This window comes from Actinomycetospora sp. 2LY8.5 (assembly GCF_057180585.1).
The window spans coordinates 97,269-114,296 of the sequence record NZ_JBXUHE010000003.1 but is presented as its reverse complement, the minus strand read 5'-3'; the positions used below and the strand labels follow the sequence as shown (position 1 = coordinate 114,296).

General features: G+C 74.8%; 15 protein-coding genes. 8 read left to right on the top strand and 7 right to left on the bottom strand.

The genetic code is table 11. From position 1 onward, the window contains the following. Positions 1 to 38 precede the first annotated feature (38 nt). Entirely contained in the window at positions 39 to 1,868 is a 1,830-nt protein-coding gene (locus tag AC2A1K_RS04910; protein ID WP_483895207.1) for a glycosyltransferase, read from the top strand. Between the two features lie 142 nt (positions 1,869 to 2,010). On the opposite strand, the gene AC2A1K_RS04905 is transcribed toward AC2A1K_RS04910, so the two are convergent. Continuing rightward, a complete protein-coding gene (locus AC2A1K_RS04905; protein WP_483895206.1) occupies positions 2,011 to 3,048 on the bottom strand; it encodes a DUF2332 domain-containing protein in 1,038 nt (345 codons plus the stop codon). A gap of 74 nt (positions 3,049 to 3,122) precedes the next feature. Further along, on the bottom strand, positions 3,123 to 3,257 hold the full coding sequence (locus AC2A1K_RS04900; protein ID WP_483895205.1) for a hypothetical protein: 135 nt from the start codon (positions 3,255 to 3,257) through the stop codon (positions 3,123 to 3,125). 352 nt (positions 3,258 to 3,609) lie between these two features. Between AC2A1K_RS04900 and AC2A1K_RS04895 the strand changes: the two genes are divergently transcribed. Further along, complete coding sequence (locus AC2A1K_RS04895; RefSeq protein WP_483895204.1) at positions 3,610 to 4,488, top strand: bile acid:sodium symporter family protein; 879 nt, start codon at positions 3,610 to 3,612, stop codon at positions 4,486 to 4,488. Positions 4,489 to 4,690: 202 nt separating this feature from the next. Continuing rightward, positions 4,691 to 5,875 (top strand): uroporphyrinogen decarboxylase/cobalamine-independent methonine synthase family protein, encoded by a 1,185-nt coding sequence (locus tag AC2A1K_RS04890; protein WP_483895203.1) that lies wholly within the window; start codon positions 4,691 to 4,693, stop codon positions 5,873 to 5,875. Positions 5,876 to 6,281: 406 nt separating this feature from the next. Here the strand turns inward: AC2A1K_RS04890 and AC2A1K_RS04885 are convergent, their stop codons facing one another. Both AC2A1K_RS04885 and AC2A1K_RS04880 read right to left on the bottom strand, forming a co-directional pair. After that, on the bottom strand, positions 6,282 to 7,565 hold the full coding sequence (locus tag AC2A1K_RS04885; RefSeq protein ID WP_483895202.1) for an alpha-amylase family protein: 1,284 nt from the start codon (positions 7,563 to 7,565) through the stop codon (positions 6,282 to 6,284). A 247-nt stretch (positions 7,566 to 7,812) separates the two neighbouring features. Then, the gene (locus AC2A1K_RS04880) at positions 7,813 to 8,736 is read right to left on the bottom strand and encodes a LysR family transcriptional regulator (RefSeq protein WP_483895201.1); all 924 of its coding nucleotides are present in this window, start codon (positions 8,734 to 8,736) and stop codon (positions 7,813 to 7,815) included. A gap of 72 nt (positions 8,737 to 8,808) precedes the next feature. On the opposite strand from AC2A1K_RS04880, the gene AC2A1K_RS04875 reads away from it, so the two are divergent. Beyond that, positions 8,809 to 11,163 (top strand): arylsulfatase, encoded by a 2,355-nt coding sequence (locus AC2A1K_RS04875; RefSeq protein ID WP_483895200.1) that lies wholly within the window; start codon positions 8,809 to 8,811, stop codon positions 11,161 to 11,163. On the opposite strand, the gene AC2A1K_RS04870 is transcribed toward AC2A1K_RS04875, so the two are convergent. From AC2A1K_RS04870 to AC2A1K_RS04860, 3 genes are read right to left on the bottom strand one after another with little or no spacing between them, the layout of a single operon-like run. Continuing rightward, a complete protein-coding gene (locus AC2A1K_RS04870) occupies positions 11,155 to 12,033 on the bottom strand; it encodes a formylglycine-generating enzyme family protein (protein ID WP_483895475.1) in 879 nt (292 codons plus the stop codon). The two genes, AC2A1K_RS04875 and AC2A1K_RS04870, sit on opposite strands and share 9 nt — an antisense overlap. After that, positions 12,033 to 12,815, bottom strand: coding sequence for an SGNH/GDSL hydrolase family protein (locus AC2A1K_RS04865; protein WP_483895199.1), 783 nt, complete (start codon positions 12,813 to 12,815; stop codon positions 12,033 to 12,035). Before AC2A1K_RS04865 ends, AC2A1K_RS04870 begins: the two co-directional genes overlap by 1 nt. Positions 12,816 to 12,825: 10 nt before the next feature. After that, the gene (locus AC2A1K_RS04860) at positions 12,826 to 13,650 is read right to left on the bottom strand and encodes a TSUP family transporter (protein WP_483895198.1); all 825 of its coding nucleotides are present in this window, start codon (positions 13,648 to 13,650) and stop codon (positions 12,826 to 12,828) included. Positions 13,651 to 13,796: 146 nt separating this feature from the next. Here AC2A1K_RS04860 and AC2A1K_RS04855 point away from each other — a divergent pair, with 146 nt between their 5' ends. The 4 genes from AC2A1K_RS04855 to AC2A1K_RS04840 all read left to right on the top strand — a co-directional run bounded on the left by AC2A1K_RS04855 (position 13,797) and on the right by AC2A1K_RS04840 (position 16,975). Then, a complete protein-coding gene (locus AC2A1K_RS04855) occupies positions 13,797 to 14,882 on the top strand; it encodes a methylenetetrahydrofolate reductase (RefSeq protein ID WP_483895197.1) in 1,086 nt (361 codons plus the stop codon). Next, a complete protein-coding gene (locus tag AC2A1K_RS04850) occupies positions 14,879 to 15,667 on the top strand; it encodes a methyltransferase domain-containing protein (protein WP_483895196.1) in 789 nt (262 codons plus the stop codon). Before AC2A1K_RS04855 ends, AC2A1K_RS04850 begins: the two co-directional genes overlap by 4 nt. Positions 15,668 to 15,742: 75 nt before the next feature. Then, positions 15,743 to 16,066 carry a putative quinol monooxygenase gene (locus tag AC2A1K_RS04845; protein WP_483895195.1) on the top strand — a complete coding sequence of 108 codons (324 nt, stop codon included), beginning with the start codon at positions 15,743 to 15,745 and terminating at the stop codon, positions 16,064 to 16,066. A 150-nt stretch (positions 16,067 to 16,216) separates the two neighbouring features. After that, positions 16,217 to 16,975 (top strand): ANTAR domain-containing protein, encoded by a 759-nt coding sequence (locus tag AC2A1K_RS04840; RefSeq protein ID WP_483895194.1) that lies wholly within the window; start codon positions 16,217 to 16,219, stop codon positions 16,973 to 16,975. The last annotated feature ends 53 nt before the right edge of the window (positions 16,976 to 17,028 follow it).

Below are 17,028 nucleotides of genomic sequence, written 5' to 3'. Positions count from 1 at the left end.
CGGTCACCGACGGGGTGGACGCTCCTCGGGAGGACAGCATGTCGGTGGGGTTCGCGACCTGCCCGCAGGATCGACCGGACACGGTGCTCCGGGTCCTGCTGCCGGTCGTTGCCGTGGTGGGCACGGTGCCGCCGGCGCTGATCGGACCGGTCGTGCCGCCGCCGGCCTCGCCCGAGCTCGTGCTGGCCGCCGGGGCCGTGGCGCTCGCCGGGGTCGGGATGACCACGGTGGGTGTCTGGCGGCTCCTCGCGTGGGGGACCCGGGTCGCGCCGGCGGTCGGGCTCCTCGGCGCCGGGGTCCTGCTCGGCGAGGGCCTCGCCATCGGCGCCGAGGTGGCACCGGCCGGGTCCACGGGGCTCGTGGTCGGGGCCGCCGGCGGCGCGATCGCCGGGGCCGGGCTGCTCGGCGTGCTCGTGCGCTGGCGGCGCGGGTCGCTCACCGGCGAGCCCGCTCCGCGGAACGTGCGCGGCCCGCTGGCCGGTGCGGGCCTCGCGCTCCTCATCCTCCTGGTGGCGCGAGTGTCGGTGCCCGCCTGGCTCGTCGCGGTCGGCGTCGTCGCGCTCGTGCTCGCCGGGCTCCCGCTGGTGGCCGCCCACGTCCGCGCCGGGACGCCGCGCGCCGCGCTGGCGGCCGACCCCGTACTGCGCCCGGCCGCCGAGGTCGCGGCTCCGGTGCCGGACGACCCGTACGCGACGCTCGAGGTGGAGCCGCCCGCACCGAACGTCCCGTCGGGACCGCACCTGCGGGTCCTGCACCTCGCGGGCGCCGACCCCGACGGGGCCGCCGCGCTGCACCGCCACCTCGCCGCCGCCGGGCACGAGGTCACCGTGCTGAGCCCACGGTCGCCCGGCGTCCACGACCGGATCGAGCAGCACGGGCCCGGGATGGTGCGCTGGACCCACCCCGTGCGGCGTGGGTGGACCCGGCCCGGGCGCCTGCTGGCCTACGTCGCCGCCGCGGTCGTCGCCGCCCGCCACACCCGTGCCGACGTGGTCGTCGAGGAGATCGCCGCGTCGCCGGGCCCGCTCGCGGTGCCGCGCTGGACGACACGGCCGGCGGTGGCGCTCGCGACCCGACTGCCCGATCCGGAGCCCGCCGATCGGTCGGCGTCGCTGTTGCGCCTGCGCTGGTGGGCGGTCCGCGCCCACCGCTCGGTGGTCGTCCGCGCGCCGGGCGATGCGGAGATGCTCACCGCCGCGCGCTGCCGCGCCGACGTCGCGGTGATCGGCGACGGGATCGACCCGGCCGCCGTGCGGACCGCGCCCCGTCATCGCGAGCCCGACGTCGTCGTCCGCGCCGGGCGCCTGGGCGCCGACCCGGACGTCGTGCGCCCCCTGCTCTACGCCTGGGCGCGCGTGGTGCCGTCGTCACCGTCGTCACCGTCGTCACCGTCGTCCGGCGGCCGGCTGGTGGTGCTGGGCTGCGGCGCGCGCGAGGGCGCGCTGCGGGCGTGCGCGGCGCAGCTGGGTCTCACCCAGCAGGTCGAGTTCGCCGAGGAGAGGGACGAGCACGCCCGAGTGGCGTCGGCACGCGTCGCCGTCGTGCCGCCGGGGGCGCCGGCGACGGCGTCGCGGACCGTCGCGCTCGAGGCGCTCGCCGTCGGCACGCCGGTGCTGGGCCCGGACACCGCGGCGCTGCGCGAGGTCGTGCCGCCGGCCGTCGGGGTCCTGGTGCCCGAGCACCTCGGTCCTGCCGCGCTCGCCGACGCTCTCCAGGCTCTGCACGCCGACAGGCCGCGCCGGGCAGCCGCGGCGAGCCGGGGTCCGCGGCTCGCACGGGCCCACGACCTCGACGTGCTGGCCGGCCAGCTGGAGGACGTCTACCTGGCGGCGGTCACGCGCGGCGCGATGCCTCTCGTGCGCCGCTGACCCGCTCGACGAGCCGGAGGTCGTGCGGTGCATGGCGCTGGTCCGCGGCGAGGTCGCGTCACCCGCGGCCGACCTGCTCCTCGCCGACCTGCTCCTCGCCGGACGCGACCGGCCGGCGCTGCCCGTGTTCGCGTCGTGGCTCTTAGTCGTCGGCCAGCCAGGACAGGAGGCGGCCGCGGGACCAGCAGCGACCGACGGCGTCGGCGCGCAAGGTCCCGTGCCCGAGGATCACGAGGCCGAGGATGCTGTGGCCGGAGGCGGGCCGGTCTCCCATCGTCGGGACCGCCGGCGCGACCCCGACGCCCTCCGCCGACACCCACGCCACCGGGCGGTCGGTCGCCGCGGCGTCGAGGCGCTGGACGAAGCGCAAGCGACCCTCGAGCGTGAGGGTCGAGAGCGTCCAGGTGGTGGTGACGACGGGGAGCGCCGCGGCGGGGATGCGGGCGAGCGCGTCCGGGAGCAGGTCGACGGGGTCGCCGGAGAGCAGGGTCATGTCGGTCTCCTGCGCCAGCGCGATCTCCGCGGCTCGCCGTGGGGCGTCCTCGTGGTCCGGGGGCAGGCAGGCGCGCAGCCAGCGGGCGTCGTCGGGGCCGGTGACGTCGACCGGGTCGGGGTCGACGCCGAAGCGGGCGACGATCTCGGGCAGCGTTCGTACCGGGACGGGCCGGTCGCCGACGACCCGGGCGGTGTGCTGGACGGTGCTCGCCGCGTCGCCCCGCGTCGGCCCGTCGTCGTAGGTGACGCCGACGCGGTCGAGGGTCAGGTTCAGGCCCGCGCAGCAGCCGACGTCGACCAGCCCGGTCGCCGCGGCGCCGACGCGGTGCGCGGCCTCGGCGACGAGCGGCCGGAGCACCGTGGCGCGGCCGGTCCCGTCGGGTCGCGGGGTGCGGGAGAGGACGAGGATGTGGTGGTGCAGGACCTCGAGCGCCGCCTGGGCTGCAGCGTCGGCGTCGCGGTCGGCGTAGGCTTTCGCCAGTGCCGGCGCGCGCTCGGCGAGGGCGAGATCGTGCAGGGCGGCGAGGACCCGGGCGGGGTGCCGGTGCCGCGCGGGCGCTCGCTCGATGGCGCGCAGCGCGGCGTCGGATCGGCTGATGGCGCCGGCCACGGTCTCGTACAGCGGCGACACCGCGGCGACGTCCTCGCCGAACCGACGGTACCGCTCCGCGAGCGTGCTCCCCACGGCCTCAGTCGTACCGCAAAGGCGCCCGCCGGTTCCGCCCGAAGGGCCCCTTCGCTCGAATAGACCGGCGAGGGTCACCTTTCGCCGGAACGCTGACCGGTGAGGCGCTCGCGCGACCGGGCCCGGCACGCATGATCGAAAAGCGCGTCCGCCGACGGGAGGTGCCGCTCGCCGGCCTCTTCCGCGAGCGGCACGTTCGGCATGGTCATCGGCGGATCGAGCTGTCGACGGTGCTGATCGTGTCCTTGCCCGGGCAGGCCTCGGCGTCATGACCCCGCCGGACCGCAGGTGTCCCACCCCGCTCGGCGGCTGCGTCGCGGCGACGATCCGGGGCCGAACGAGGGCCGGAACGCGATGCGGAGCGCGCCGCGCCCACACCTCGTCGTGAACGAGCCTCGACGGCATCATCGAGCAGCACTCCCCGGGGAGCGAGACCTCGCGGAGCGTGCGGGAACGGTGGGCGTCGCCCGACCCCGCTCCCGGTTTGCCGCCGAGGTTGTCCGGAGCGTCCGAACTGCCCGAATATGAGCGCACATCCGCCGCCGGCGCCCGGGAGAGCCCATGGACACCGCGTTGACGACCGTCGGCCTGCCCCTCGCCCTGGCCGTGGTGATGTTCGGGCTCGGGCTCTCGCTCACCGTCGGCGACTTCGCGCGGATCGCGAAGGAGCCCCGCGCCGTCGGGGTCGCGCTCGCGACGCAGATCCTCCTGCTCCCGGCGGTCTGCTTCGCGCTGGTCGTGGCCCTCGGCCTCGACCCGGTGCTCGCGGTGGGCATGATGCTGCTGGCCGCCTCCCCCGGCGGCACCACGGCGAACCTGTTCAGCCACCTCTTCCGCGGCGACGTCGCCCTGAACATCACGCTCACCGCCGTCAACTCGGTGATCGCCGTGCTGACCCTGCCGCTCGTGGTCAACCTGGCCCTCGGCTGGTTCGCGCCGCCGCTCGGGTCGTCGGTCGGACTGCAGTTCGACAAGATCCTGCAGGTCTTCGCGATCGTCCTGGTGCCCGTCGTCCTCGGGATGCTGGTGCGACGCCTGTCGCCGACCACGGCGGAGCGCGCCGAGCGTCCCGTGCGCATCCTCTCGGCGGTGGTCCTCGTCCTCGTGATCGCCGGCGCGCTGCTCGCCGAGCGCGAGAACCTCGGGACGTACCTCGCCGACGTCGGCGTGGTCACCACGCTGTTCTGCCTGATCAGCCTGGCCGCGGGGTTCTTCGTGCCGCGACTGTTCCGGGTGGGCTACCGGCAGTCGGTGGCGTCCGCCTTCGAGATCGGCATCCACAACAGCACCCTCGCGATCGCGGTGGCGCTGACGGTGCTCGGCGACGAGCGGCTCGCGGTACCGGCGGCGGTCTACGGCGTGATCATGTTCCCGCTCGCCGCGGGCGCGGGCTACCTGCTCTCGCGCCGCGCCCCGACCCGCGAGCGGACCCCAGCCTGACCGGCGTGGACGATCCGGCAGCGGCCCTTCCGATCGACGTCAGGGCGACCCAGATGTCGCCGGGCACTGCGATCGGGCCGGGACGGGGACGTCCGCATCGGTACGGGCGACAAGAAGCTCGAGTACGACGTTGACGTGATCTAGATCACAGCCTAGGTTCGGCGCCGGCTCCCCTGTCGCGACGACGAACCGGAGCACCGCCATGCCCGACCAGACGGCCGTCTACGACCCCCGCACCGCCACCGGGATCCCGACCGAGCCGGTGGGCTCGATGCCACGTCCCGCGAAGCTCCAGGAGGCGTACGCCGCGTACGACGAGGGGAAGATCGACAAGGCGGCGCTCGAGGCCGAGCAGGAGGCCGCCGTCGACGACACCCTCGCCCGCTACGAGGCGACCGGCGCCCCGATCATCTCCGACGGCGAGCAGCGGTGGTCGTCGTTCGCCACCTATCCGATCACCGACACGCTCGCCGGCACCGGCCTCGCGCCCTCGCTCGGACCCGGCGGCCAGTTCTTCGCGATCTTCGCCGACGGCCACGGCCGTCAGCTGCCGAAGCTCGTGAAAGGCCCGTTCGAGTACGTCAACTACGCCGCCGACTCGCTGAGGAAGTCGATCGGGAAGACGTCGACGCCGATGAAGCAGGCGGTGATCGCGCCGTCCATGCTCGCCCTGCTCTACCCGCTGCGCGACCCGGTGGAGGGCTACAGCCGCGAGGACTTCGAGGCGAAGCTGATCGACGAGTGCGAGAAGGACATCCGCCTCGCCTTCGACGCCGGCGCCGCGCGGGTGTCGGTCGACTTCACCGAGGGGCGCCTCGCGACGCGCGAGGACCCGCGCAATCCGTGGACGGGCGCGGGCCTGCTCCCCCACTTCGTCGAGCTGATCAACGGCGTGATGGCGCGCTTCACGCCGGAGGAGCGCACGCGGATCGGCATCCACACCTGCCCGGGCGGCGACCGCGACTCGGTGCACTCCGCCGACGTGCCCTACAACAACCTGCTGCCCGAGATGTTCAAGATCGACGCCGGCTACTTCCTCATCCAGCTCGCCAGCGAGCGGGAGAAGGATCCCGTCTACGAGTCCATCGGCAAGCACCTGCGCACCGACGCCGACGGCGTGACGCAGATGGCCTACCTGGGCGTGATCAACCCGGGCAACCCGCGGGTGGAGAGCGCCGAGGAGGTCGCCGACCGGCTCGTCCGCGCCGCCGACTTCATCGACCGCCGGCAGATCGGCTCCACCGACGACTGCGGCTTCTCGCCCTTCTCGATCGACGAGAAGCCCAACCACGGCTCGCCCGACTTCGCCCGCGAGGTGGCGTTCCAGAAGATCACCAACCGCGTGGCCGGGACGCGGATGGCGGCGGAACGGCTGGGAGTGTCCTGACGCTCGCGTTCCGTGCCGTCCTGGCCCTCGAGCCCGCGGGTCAGCGCCTCGGTGACGCGCGCGATCCCGACGGCGGCCATGAGGCACGCGCGGTCGTGGGGGTGGCCGCGGCGGCACGAGCTCGTCGACGAAGAGCTGCTGCACCCGGGCGTGCTTCATGCCGTCGCGGGCCTGCCGCGCCGGCGTGCGGGCGATCATCCGCGCACGCCGGGCCGGGCGTCGCGCGGTCGGGCCCGTGGACACCGGCACGCCGCCCGCGACGCCACCGTGGGAGCGCGCGACGGAGGTTCGGGCGCCGTGCGCCGAGTGCTGTGCCGCGAGTTCGGGCCGACCGATCAGCTCGAGCCCGACCCCGGCCCCGGGCCGGGGCAGGTCGTCGTCGGCGCCGTGACGGGGAGGATCGCGCTCATCCCCGGAGCACGCGCCAGGTGTGCGGCGGGAGCAGGAGGGGGTCGTCGGTCGCCTCGGACTCCGCGAGCGTCGCGCCGCGGGGCAGGTCCGGGAACCGCTGCGGGTCGTCGTCGGTGGAGAGCAGGACGAGGATCGACTCGTCGGGGCCGGTGCTGCGCAGCGCGAGGGTCGTGTTGGTGAGGTGCTCGACGGTCGTGCGGGCGCGGGTGAGCCAGGGGTGGCGCCGGCGCAGCCCGATGAGGCGTTGGTGGAGCTCGCGGGTCGGGGCGCCGAACGGGGCGAGCCCGGCGGGGTCGTCGGGGAACGGCGGGCGTACCGCGTCGTCACCGAACTCGTGCTCCTCCTTGACGCCGGTGAACGCCTGCTCGTCGCCGGCGTAGATCGTCGGGATTCCGCCGACGCCCATCAGCACCGCGAGCGCGTGCCCGAGGTGCTCGTCGTCGTCGAGGCGGCTCGCGATGCGCGTGACGTCGTGGTTGCCGAGGAAGGTCTGCGGGACGAAGGTGTCGAGCATCGCCGTGTGCCGCTCCACCGCGTGCGCGAGCTCGTAGAAGTTGCGGTCGTTGAGCGCGCTCCAGACGGCCTTCCACAGCTCGTACTGGGTCACCGCGTCGAGGCCGGCCTGGGTGACGAACGCGGCGTAGTCGCCGTGGATCACCTCGCCGACGAACCAGGCGTCGGGGTGTTCGGCGCGCACACCCGGCAGCACGGCGCGCCAGAACGCGTGCGGCACCTGGTAGGCCGCGTCCAGCCGCCACCCGTCCGCGCCGCGGCGCAGCCAGTGCCGCAGGACCGCGCCGACGTGCTCCTGGACGGCCGGTTCGTCGTGGTTCAGGGCGACGAGCAGGTCGTGGCCCTCGAAGGACTCGGGGCGCTCCCCGTGCCACCGGAACCAGCGGTGCGCCTCGGGGTCGCCCAGCTCGGCGCGGCGGAAGACCTCGAAGCCGCGGCCGACGTGGTTGAACACGCCGTCGAGCAGCACGCGGATGCCCCGGGACCGGCAGGCGTCGACGAGACGGTCGACGTCCGCGTCGTCGCCGAGGCGGGGGTCGACGCGGAAGAAGTCGGTGGTGTCGTAGCCGTGGCTGCCCGACGCGAACACCGGACCCAGAGCGAGCCCGGAGCAGCCGAGCTCGAGCAGGTAGTCGAGCCAGGGCTCGAGCCGCCCGAGGCGGTGGTGCGGAGCGTCGCCGGGCGGCAGCGCCTCGCGCTCGGCGCCCACGAAGCCCAAGGGGTGGACCTGCCACCAGATGACATGGTCGGTCCACGGCGCACTCATGGGAGAGCAGCATGCAGGTTCGTCGCGACATGATCGACCCGGAGCTGCGCCGGCGCGGCGCGCTCATGGGCCGGATGCTCGCCGCGCGGTCGGAGGAGCAGCTGCGTCGCGGGATGCGCGTGTCCCGAGGGCCGCGGTCAGCGTCGCGGCGCGAGCGTTCCGCGACCAGCGGTTGGGGTACGCGGCGCGGACGTTCGTGGCGCCGCCGCCCTGACGCTCGCCGGCGTCGGTGCCGACGAGCCCGGGTTCAGGCCTCGTCGACGGGGCCGAGGCCCTGGGCGGACGCGGCGCGGGTCAGGGCGTCGATCACCGCGCGGACGGTCGGGCGGTCGTCGGCGTGCGGAAGGTGCGCGACGACGATGGCCCGGCGCAGCGGTTGTTCGAACGGCACGACGCGTACGCCGTCGGCCGGGGCGAAGACGCGCCCGAGGTCGCTGGCGAGCGTGACACCGAGGCCGGCGGCGACCATCGCCAGCGCGGTGGCCAGGCCGTCGACGTGGTGTCGCACGACGGGGTCGAAGCCCGCGCGGCGGCAGGCGCTGCGCACCGCCCGCCCGTAGTAGGTCCGCGGCCCCGAGATGATCCAGTGCTCGTGGGCCAGCTCGGCGAGGTCCACGCCGGGTTCGTACGGGCTGTCGGCCGGGGCGGCGAGGTGGATGCGGTCGAGGCCGAGCGGGACGACGGCGAGGTCGCCGGACCAGGGCTCGGGGGCGTCGGGGTAGTCGAGCAGGAGCGCGAGGTCGAGCTGGCCGTGGCGCAGGTCGGTGACGGCGTCGTCGGTGTCGATCTCGTAGCTGTCGAGGGTGATGCCCGGGTGGTGGGCGGCGAGGTCGGCGATCACGACCGGCAGCAGGGAGGCGGCCGCCGCGGCGAACACCCCGACCTCGAGGCGCGCCGTGAGGGTGTGACGCGCCTCCTCCACCGCCGCGCACGCGCGCTGCTCGGCGCCCAGCAGGACGTCGGCGTGCTCGGTGAGCACGCGCCCGACCGGGGTGAGCCGCACGCCGCGGCCGCGCCGCTCGAGCACCGGGGCGCCGACCTCCGCGCTCAGCGCCTCGAGCTGCTGCGACACCGCGGACGGCGAATAGTGCAGTGACGCCGCGGCCGCGTTGACCCCTCCCCGGCGGGCCACCTCGCGCAGCGTCCGCAGCCGGCGCAGCGACAGCTCCATGCAGAAGAGCTGAACACCTCTGTGCGACGACGTCCAGTGGACACGAATGATCCACCGACGGAGAGTGGGGACGTGAGCATCCCGGACGGCCGCCGTGTCCTGCCCGAGCCCGACGCCCGTCAGCACGTGGTGACCGCGTTGGGCGTCGACGAGCAGCAGGGCGCGTTCGACCCCGTCCGCCCGACCGCCGCGCCCGCCGGTGCTCCGAACGTCGTGCTCGTGGTGCTCGACGACCTCGGCTTCGGCAGCTCCAGCGCCTTCGGCGGCCCCTGCCGGATGCCGACCGCCGACCGTCTCGCCGCCGACGGCCTGCGGTACACGCGGTTCCACGTCACCGCGCTGTGCTCGCCGACCCGCCAGTCCCTGATGACCGGCCGCAACCACCACTCGGTCGGCATGGGTGCCACCACCGAGATGGCGACCTCCGCGCCCGGCTACACCGGCTTCCGTCCGCGCAGCGCGGCGACGCTCGCGCGCACGCTGCGGGGCAACGGCTACAGCACCGCCGCGTTCGGCAAGTGGCACCAGACCCCGCCAGCCGAGATCAGCCCGGTCGGCCCGTTCGACCGCTGGCCGACCGGCGAGGGGTTCGACCACTTCTACGGCTTCATGGCCTGCGAGATGAACCACTGGTACCCGCTGCTCTACCAGGGCACGACGCCCGTCGAGCCCACCCGGAGCCCCGAGGACGGCTACCACCTCTCCGAGGACCTGGTCGACCGCGCGATCGACTGGGTGCACACCCAGCGGACCATGACCCCCGACCGCCCGTTCTTCACCTACCTCGCCTTCGGGGCCTCGCACGCGCCGCTGCACGTCGCCCCGGGCTGGCAGGAGCGCTACCGCGGCGAGTTCGACGGCGGCTGGGACGAGCTGCGCGACAGGACCCTCAAGCAGCAGAAGGCGCTCGGGGTCGTGCCCGAGCACGCCGAGCTGTCCCCGTGGCCCGACGGCGTGCCGCACTGGGACGACCTCGACGACGACCGCCGGCGCCTCGGCGCCCGGTTCATGGAGACGTTCGCGGGGTTCACCGAGCACGCCGACACCCAGCTCGGGCGGTTCGTCGCCGAGCTCGAGGCGCTCGGCGAACTGGAGAACACGCTGTTCCTCTACCTGCTCGGCGACAACGGCGCCTCGGGCGAGGGCGGGATCGAGGGCACGCACGTCGAGCACCGCCTCGGGCACGGCGTGGTCGACGACCCCGCCGCCATGATCGGCCACCTCGACGAGATCGGGGGGCCGGCGAGCTACCCCATCGCCCCGGTGGGGTGGGCGCTGGCGATGAACACGCCCTACCGGTGGACCAAGCAGGTCGCCTCGCACTTCGGCGGCACCCGCGACGGGCTGGTCGTGCACTGGCCGCGGGGCATCACCGACGGCGGCGGCCTGCGCCACCAGTTCCACCACGTCATCGACGTGTTGCCCACGATCCTCGACTGCGCCGGTATCGCGCCGCCGACCAGCGTCGACGGCGTCGCGCAGCAGCCGATCGAGGGCACGAGCATGCGCTACACGTTCGGCGACCCGGACGCCCCCGACCGCCGCCGCACCCAGTACTTCGAGATGTGCGGCAACCGCGGCATCTACCACGAGGGCTGGACCGCGGTGACCCGGCACGGCATCCCGTGGGAGATGGTGCCGACGCGGCGCGGCGCGTTCCGCGAGGACGTCTGGGAGCTCTACGACACCACCGTCGACCCGAGCCAGGCCCACGACGTCGCCGCCGAGCACCCCGAGACGCTCGCCCGGCTGCGCGACCTGTTCCTCGTCGAGGCCGCGACGTACCAGGTCCTCCCCCTCGACGACCGGGTCACCGAGCGCGAGAACCCGCAGCTCGCGGGACGGCTCGACCTCGTCGGCGGCCGCACGTCGGTCACCTACCGGGGAGCGACGCGCCGGCTCATCGAGGAGACCACCCCGAACGTCAAGAACCGCTCCCATGCGGTGGTGGCGGACATCGAGACGCCGGGTGACGGCGTGATCGTCGCCCAGGGCGGGCGGTTCGGGGGCTGGGCGCTCTACGTCCTCGACGGTCGCGCCTGCTACGTCTACAACTACTTCGGGCTGCGCCGGCACACGATCCACGCCGACCACGCGATGGACGCCGGCCGCCACGAGGTGCGGATGGACTTCGGGTACGAGTACGACGAGGCCGGGGGCGGCGTGGGCCGGGGCGGCGTCGCGACGCTGCGGGTCGACGGGCGCGAGGTCGGTGCGGTGCGGGTCGACGCGACGATCCCGTACTACTTCTCCTTCGACGAGACCTTCGACGTCGGCGTCGACCTCGGGACCCCGGTCACCGACGACTACCCCGCGCGCGCCAACGCGTTCACCGGCCGGGTCCGCACGGTGCGCGTCGACCTCGCGCCGGCGGCCCCGGAGCAGGATCCCCAGGGGCTGCACCGTCGGGTCATGGCGTCACAGTGACTCCCCGGCGCACTCCCCGGCGCACCGGAAACCCAGGTTCCCCGAGCTCGACTCCGGGGTGTTCGAGGTGCGCGCCGCGACCCGGTAGCGGTTGCAGTACGAGTCGTGGCACAGGTACGAGCCGCCGCGCATGACGCGTGCGGTGCCGTGCGTCGGGCCGACCGGATCCTGGTCCGGTGAGCGGCCGTACCAGTCGGCGGCGAACCAGTCGGCACACCATTCCCAGACGTTGCCGACGGCCTGCCACAGCCCGTACCCGCCGGGCCGGTAGGTCTTGACCGGCGCCGTGGTCAGGTAGCCGTCCTCGCGGGTGTTCTCGGTGGGGAAGCGGCCCTGCCAGATGTTGAGCGACCACCGCTTCGGCCCACGATCGGGAACCAGCGTGTCGCCCCACGGGAACCGTGCGCCCTCGAGCCCGCCGCGGGCGGCGTACTCCCACTCCGCCTCGGTCGGCAGGCGCCTGCCGGCCCACGCGCAGTAGGCGGCCGCGTCGTTCCACGACACGTGCACCACGGGGTGGTTCGCGCGGTCGCCGATCGACGACCCGGGCCCCTCGGGCCGCCGCCAGCAGGCATCCCGCACATCGAGCCACCAGCCGGCGCCCTCCACGCTGCCCAGGACGTCGGACCGGTCGCCGGTGAAGGCGAGGTGGAACACGGCCGAGGAGCCCCAGCGCTCGGCGTCGGTGACGAAGTCGGTCTCCTTGACGAACCGCGCGAACGCCGCGTTCGTGACCGTGGTGGCGTCCATCGCGAACGGCGACACGGTCACCCGGTGCAGCGGGCGCTCGCCGTCGGCGGGGTCGCCGTCGCCGAGGTGGTCGCCCATGACGAACGAGCCCCCGGGGATCGGCACCTGGCCGCGAGCCATCAGACCGACGTCCACTCGGTGACGTCCCCCGGCGGCACCGCCACCCACGTGACGTGCTTGCCGTCGCGGCCGTCGCCCGACGAGTGCCCCCGCAGCCGCCGGCCCACCCACGGGATCACGTGCTCGCGGTAGTAGCGCAGCTCGTCGAGCGGGCTGCGACGCGCGGGGTCCACGGCGCCCACGGCGCCCACGGTGGGCGCCGGCCCCTCCCCCAGCGCCGCGAGGATCAGCCCGGCGACCCGCCGGTGCCCCGCCGGGCCCAGGTGCAGTCGGTCGGCCGACCAGTAGCCGGGCCGGCGGATCTCGGTGTCGTGGAAGACGTCGACGAAGTCGGTCCCGTACCGCGTCGCGAGCTCGGCGATCCCCGCGGTGAGGGCCACGCCGCGCCGGTGCACGACCCCGCCGAGCGGGAGGCGCGCCGACGGGTCGGCCCCCGAGATCAGCACGATGCGCACGCCGGCGTCGGCGCAGCGCCGCACGGCCCGCTCGGTGAGCGCGACCAGGTCGGCGGCCTCGATGTGCCGGCGCAGCATGTCGTTGCCGCCCCCGTTGAGGGTCAGCAACGTCGGCGCCGGGTCGAGGGCCAGCGCGGCGTCGAGCTGCTCGGTGACGATCGGCGCGAGCAGGCGCCCGCGCACGGCCAGGTTCGCGTACCCGACGGGCTCGCCCCGCGTCCGCGCCAGCCCGGCTGCCACGAGGTCCGCCCAGCCCCGGGTCGAGCCGTCCGGCTGCTCGTCGCCCACGCCCTCGGTGAAGCTGTCGCCGATCGCCGCGTAGTGCACGGGATCGTTTCTACGTGCCCGGCCGTCGGCGGGCCACCGCGACGATCTCCCGGACGGCCATGAGCAGCGCGAACGCGCCGAACACCAGCCCGAGCACCTCGGTGTCCAGGGCGAGCCCGAGCAGGGCGCCGGTGACCACGCCCGGCACGGAGGCCAGCCCGAGCAGCCAGCCCCACCGGCCGGACGCGGTGCCCTGGCGGACGTGCACCCAGGAACCGACCACCGAGTTCGGGATGAACATCAGCAGCGAGGTCCCGGCCGCGACGTGCAGCTCGACCCCGAACAGGAGCACCATCGCCGGCACGGCGAGCAGCCCGCCACCCAGCCCCATGGCCCCCGCCCAGGCCCCGACCACGAGGCCGACCACGACCGCCGTCGGCACGAGGAACCACGGGTCGGCGCCCAGCCCGGGGGACACGAGCGCGCGGGTGAACAGCGGCGGGCCGACGGCGTCGATCGCGAACTTGATGGCGGTGAGCACCAGGATCGCGATCAGCAGCACGCGCAGCACGGTCTCGCTGCTGCGGGCGAGCAGCCACGGGCCGAGGATCCCGCCGAGCATCCCGCCGATCATCATCGGGATCCCGACGCGCAGGTCGATCGCCCCGCCGCCGACGGCGTACGCGGCGACCCCGGCCACGCAGAGCGCGATCTGCGCGATCGTCGAGGTGCCGTGCACGCGGGCCCGGCTCATCGACGTGAAGCGGTCGAGCGCCGGGACGTAGAGCACGCCGGCGCCGCCGCCGATCAGGCCGCCGACCACACCCCCGACCGCGCCGATGGTCGCGATCCCGATGGTCGAGCCCCGCTCCGTCGCCCGATCCGTTGCTCTCACCCGGAGGAGGTTGCCCTACTCCGCGGGGCTGAGCGGGTCGGCGCGGGTCGGCGCGGGTCGGCGCGGGTCGGCGCGGGTCGGCGCGGGTCGGCGTCGAGGAACCCCGGCACTGACGACGCGTGCCAGGTCCTCGCACCGCCCGCCGGGTGACCGTTTGCCGGGCGCCGCGGATCGGGCAACGCGCAGCGGTGAACGTCGACGGCTCCACCATCGAGGGCTGCCCCAAGCGCATGGTGTTCGGGCCCTGCGGCGGGGTCCGCCGCGGCGGCGGCTGCGAGCTCGACGCCGCGCTCGCCTGCCCCTGGGCCGACGCCCGCGACCCGGCGCCGGTGCGCACCTGGCCCGACGCGGCCGTGGCGGCACGGCGGTCGACGGCACCCGACGGGCTCCTCGCGCGGTCGCGGGAGGCACCGGTGGTGCTCACCGACCTCAGCGTGCCCTCGTTCGACCTCGAGGCCCTGACGGCGGCCGCGGAGATCGTCGGCCGGGTGTCGGACGCGGTGCTCTCCGGCGACATCCACCACCAGCCGACCTTCCCCCCGACGTTCGTGGCCGCGCAGCTGCGGGCGGTCGGCGCGCACCCGTGGATGACCCTGACCTGCCGGGACCGCAACCGCGTCGTGCTCGAGCAGGAGCTCGCCGGGCTGGCCGCGCTCGGCGTCGAGGGGGCGCTGTGCGTCACCGGCGACATCCGGGGTCCCGACGTCCGGCCCGGGGTCACGCAGGTCTTCGACCTCGACGCCACCCGTCTGACCCACCTCGCCGCGACCACCGGGCTCGCCGCGACGGTCGCGATCACGCCGTCCGCGCCGCCCCGCGAGGCCCGGGTCCGGGTCCTCGCCGAGAAGCAGCGGGCGGGCGCCTCGCTCGCGGTGTCCAACCACGTCGCCGAGCCCGCCCAGCTCGACGGCTTCCTGCGCGACGCCCGCCGTCACGGCGCCGACCTGCCGGTGCTCGGCGCGGTGGCCGTGTTCACCGACGAGGCGACGGCCGACGCGCTGCTCGCCTTCCCGGGGCTCGCGATGGATCCCGCCCGGGTCGCGGCGGTCCTCGACTCCCCCGACCCCGTCGCGGCCGGCATCGACGCCGCCGTCGACGAGGCCGAGGCGCTGCTCGCGGTACCCGGTGTCGTCGGGGTCAACCTGTCCGGCCGGGCGTCCTCGGCCGGTCACGTCGCGGCCGCCGAGGTGCAGGCCGAGATCGCGCGGCGCGTCCGGAAGGCGGTTCGGTGAGCGAGACGACGGGCGAGACGACCCCGATGGTGGCCGAGTTCGACACGGTCGCCGCGTGGACCGAGCAGGCGGTCGCCGAGCTGGGCCGGTCCCACGCCATCCCGGCGGCCTGCCGCGGCAGCGGGTCGCCGCCGGAGCTCGCCTGGCTCGCCGAGGGCCTCGGCCTCTCCGGCGACGACCCGTTCCTGGACGCGGGCGCGGGGCTCGGCGGGCCCGCCGCCTGGCTGACCGGCTACCTGCACGACCGGTGGCGCGGCGCCGCCCTGCTCGCCGAGCCCATGATCCACGCCGCCGCGGCGGCCCGGCGGCTCTTCGACCTGCCCAGCCTGGCCGCCTGGTCCCAGGACCTCCCGCTGCCCGACCGGTCCCTGGCGGCGGCGTGGCTGCTCGGGGTGCTGTGCACGACGCCGGACAAGCGGGAGGTGCTCGCCGAGCTGCACCGCGTGCTGCGCCCGGGGGGCCGGCTGGGCCTGCTGGTCCTCGTCGCCGACCGTCCCCTCTCCGAGTCCCCCGCGGGCAACGACTTCCCCACCCGCGACTCGCTGCGCGCCGACCTGGCCGCCACCGGTTTCCGGATCGACGACGAGGTCGACGGCGCGATGCTGCCCGGCGCGCCGGAGGACTGGGTCGCGCGCGCCGACGCGGTCGAGGAGGTCGTGCGCCGCGACCACGACGACCACCCGCAGTGGCGGCAGGCGCGGGACCAGGAGGACGTCCTGGGCCGGCTGATGGAACGCGGCGACGTCGCGACCGTGCTGCTGCACGCCACCGCGATCTGCACCTGACGAGCCGATCTTGACCCGGGGTCGCGGGCATCACGACGATGGCGGCGCCGACGTCGAACCCCGAGGAGCGCGCTCATGATCGTCATCAACCTCATCATGAAGATCCGCCCGGAGAAGATGGGCGAGTGGCTGGCGCTCGCCGACTCCTACGCCCGGGACGTCAACGCCGAGCCGGGCTGCCTGCACTTCAAGTTCTCCCGCAGCCTGACCGACGAGAACGAGTTCATCTGCATCGAGGGCTTCAAGGACGCCGAGGCGGGCGCGACCCACGTGGCGCAGCCGCACGTGAAGAACTTCTTCGACCGCGCCCCCGACCTCGTCTCGGCGCAGCCGCAGATCCTCTACATCGACACCCCGCACGACGGCTTCGGCCCGATGGGGGAGATCCAGCCGCGCTGACCCGCGCCGGAGATCCTCTCGACGCCCACCGCGTTGAGACGATGTGCGAGCGCCTTGTACGCTCCCGTCGGGTCAACCAGTCGCCCTCGTGCTGTACGGCGCGTGCCGCCGGATCGTCGGCGCTGGACACCCCCGAAGGGCGCTGCCCCCATGACCTCGGACGGCCTGCGGGCCCACGAGAACGACCTCCTCGTGGCGCTGCGCGCGGCCTCGCAGGACCTGATCGGCAAGCGCAGCATCCGCGACCGGGAGGCGCTGCTCTCTCAGCTCGTCGTCTCGGCGGTGAGCCTCGTCCGGCCCGCTGTCGGCGGCGGGATCTCCCGGACGTCGGACCGTGACGTGCGCTCCGGTCACGCGACCCACCCCGCCGTCGAGGAGCTCGACGCGCTCCAGAGCCGCCTCGACGAGGGCCCGTGCATCGAGGCCGCGGATCGTCCGCCCGAGAACGGCGTGATGCTGGCCCGGGACCTCGAGGGCCCCGACGCCGAGCGCTGGCCCCGGTTCGCGCCGCGGGCGGTCGAGGCCGGGTTCCGCTCGATGCTCTCGCTGTCCCTCAGCGCACCACGGGACGGCTCCCGGGCGGCGCTCAACCTGTACGCCGCCACGACCGACGGGTTCGACTCCACCGCGATCATCACCGGGGGGCTCTTCGCCGCCCAGGCGGCCGCGCTGCTCTACGGCGCCGACCACGCCCACGACCTCGGGGTCGCCCTCGCGAGCCGGGACGTGATCGGACAGGCCAAGGGCATCCTCGTGGAGCGCTTCGCCGTCGACGGCGACGAGGCGTTCGCGATGCTGGTCCGGTCGTCGCAGGACACGAACCTCAAGCTGAACGACGTGGCCCGCTGGCTCGTCGAGGAGACCGAGCGCCACGGGCAGGACGGACAGTCCGACGCAGCGCGTCGGTAGACAATCAGCGCACGGCTTGTACCGTGGACGACTCAGGCCGACGCTCCGTCCTG

Coding starts and splice junctions, on each gene's coding strand:
- AC2A1K_RS04845 (WP_483895195.1), top strand. CDS start 15,743: ATGATCGTCATCAACCTCATCATGAAGATCCGCCCGGAGAAGATGGGC.
- AC2A1K_RS04910 (WP_483895207.1), top strand. CDS start 39: ATGTCGGTGGGGTTCGCGACCTGCCCGCAGGATCGACCGGACACGGTG.
- AC2A1K_RS04890 (WP_483895203.1), top strand. CDS start 4,691: ATGCCCGACCAGACGGCCGTCTACGACCCCCGCACCGCCACCGGGATC.
- AC2A1K_RS04885 (WP_483895202.1), bottom strand. CDS start 7,565: ATGAGTGCGCCGTGGACCGACCATGTCATCTGGTGGCAGGTCCACCCC.
- AC2A1K_RS04840 (WP_483895194.1), top strand. CDS start 16,217: ATGACCTCGGACGGCCTGCGGGCCCACGAGAACGACCTCCTCGTGGCG.
- AC2A1K_RS04870 (WP_483895475.1), bottom strand. CDS start 12,033: ATGGCTCGCGGCCAGGTGCCGATCCCCGGGGGCTCGTTCGTCATGGGC.
- AC2A1K_RS04895 (WP_483895204.1), top strand. CDS start 3,610: ATGGACACCGCGTTGACGACCGTCGGCCTGCCCCTCGCCCTGGCCGTG.
- AC2A1K_RS04880 (WP_483895201.1), bottom strand. CDS start 8,736: ATGGAGCTGTCGCTGCGCCGGCTGCGGACGCTGCGCGAGGTGGCCCGC.
- AC2A1K_RS04900 (WP_483895205.1), bottom strand. CDS start 3,257: ATGACCATGCCGAACGTGCCGCTCGCGGAAGAGGCCGGCGAGCGGCAC.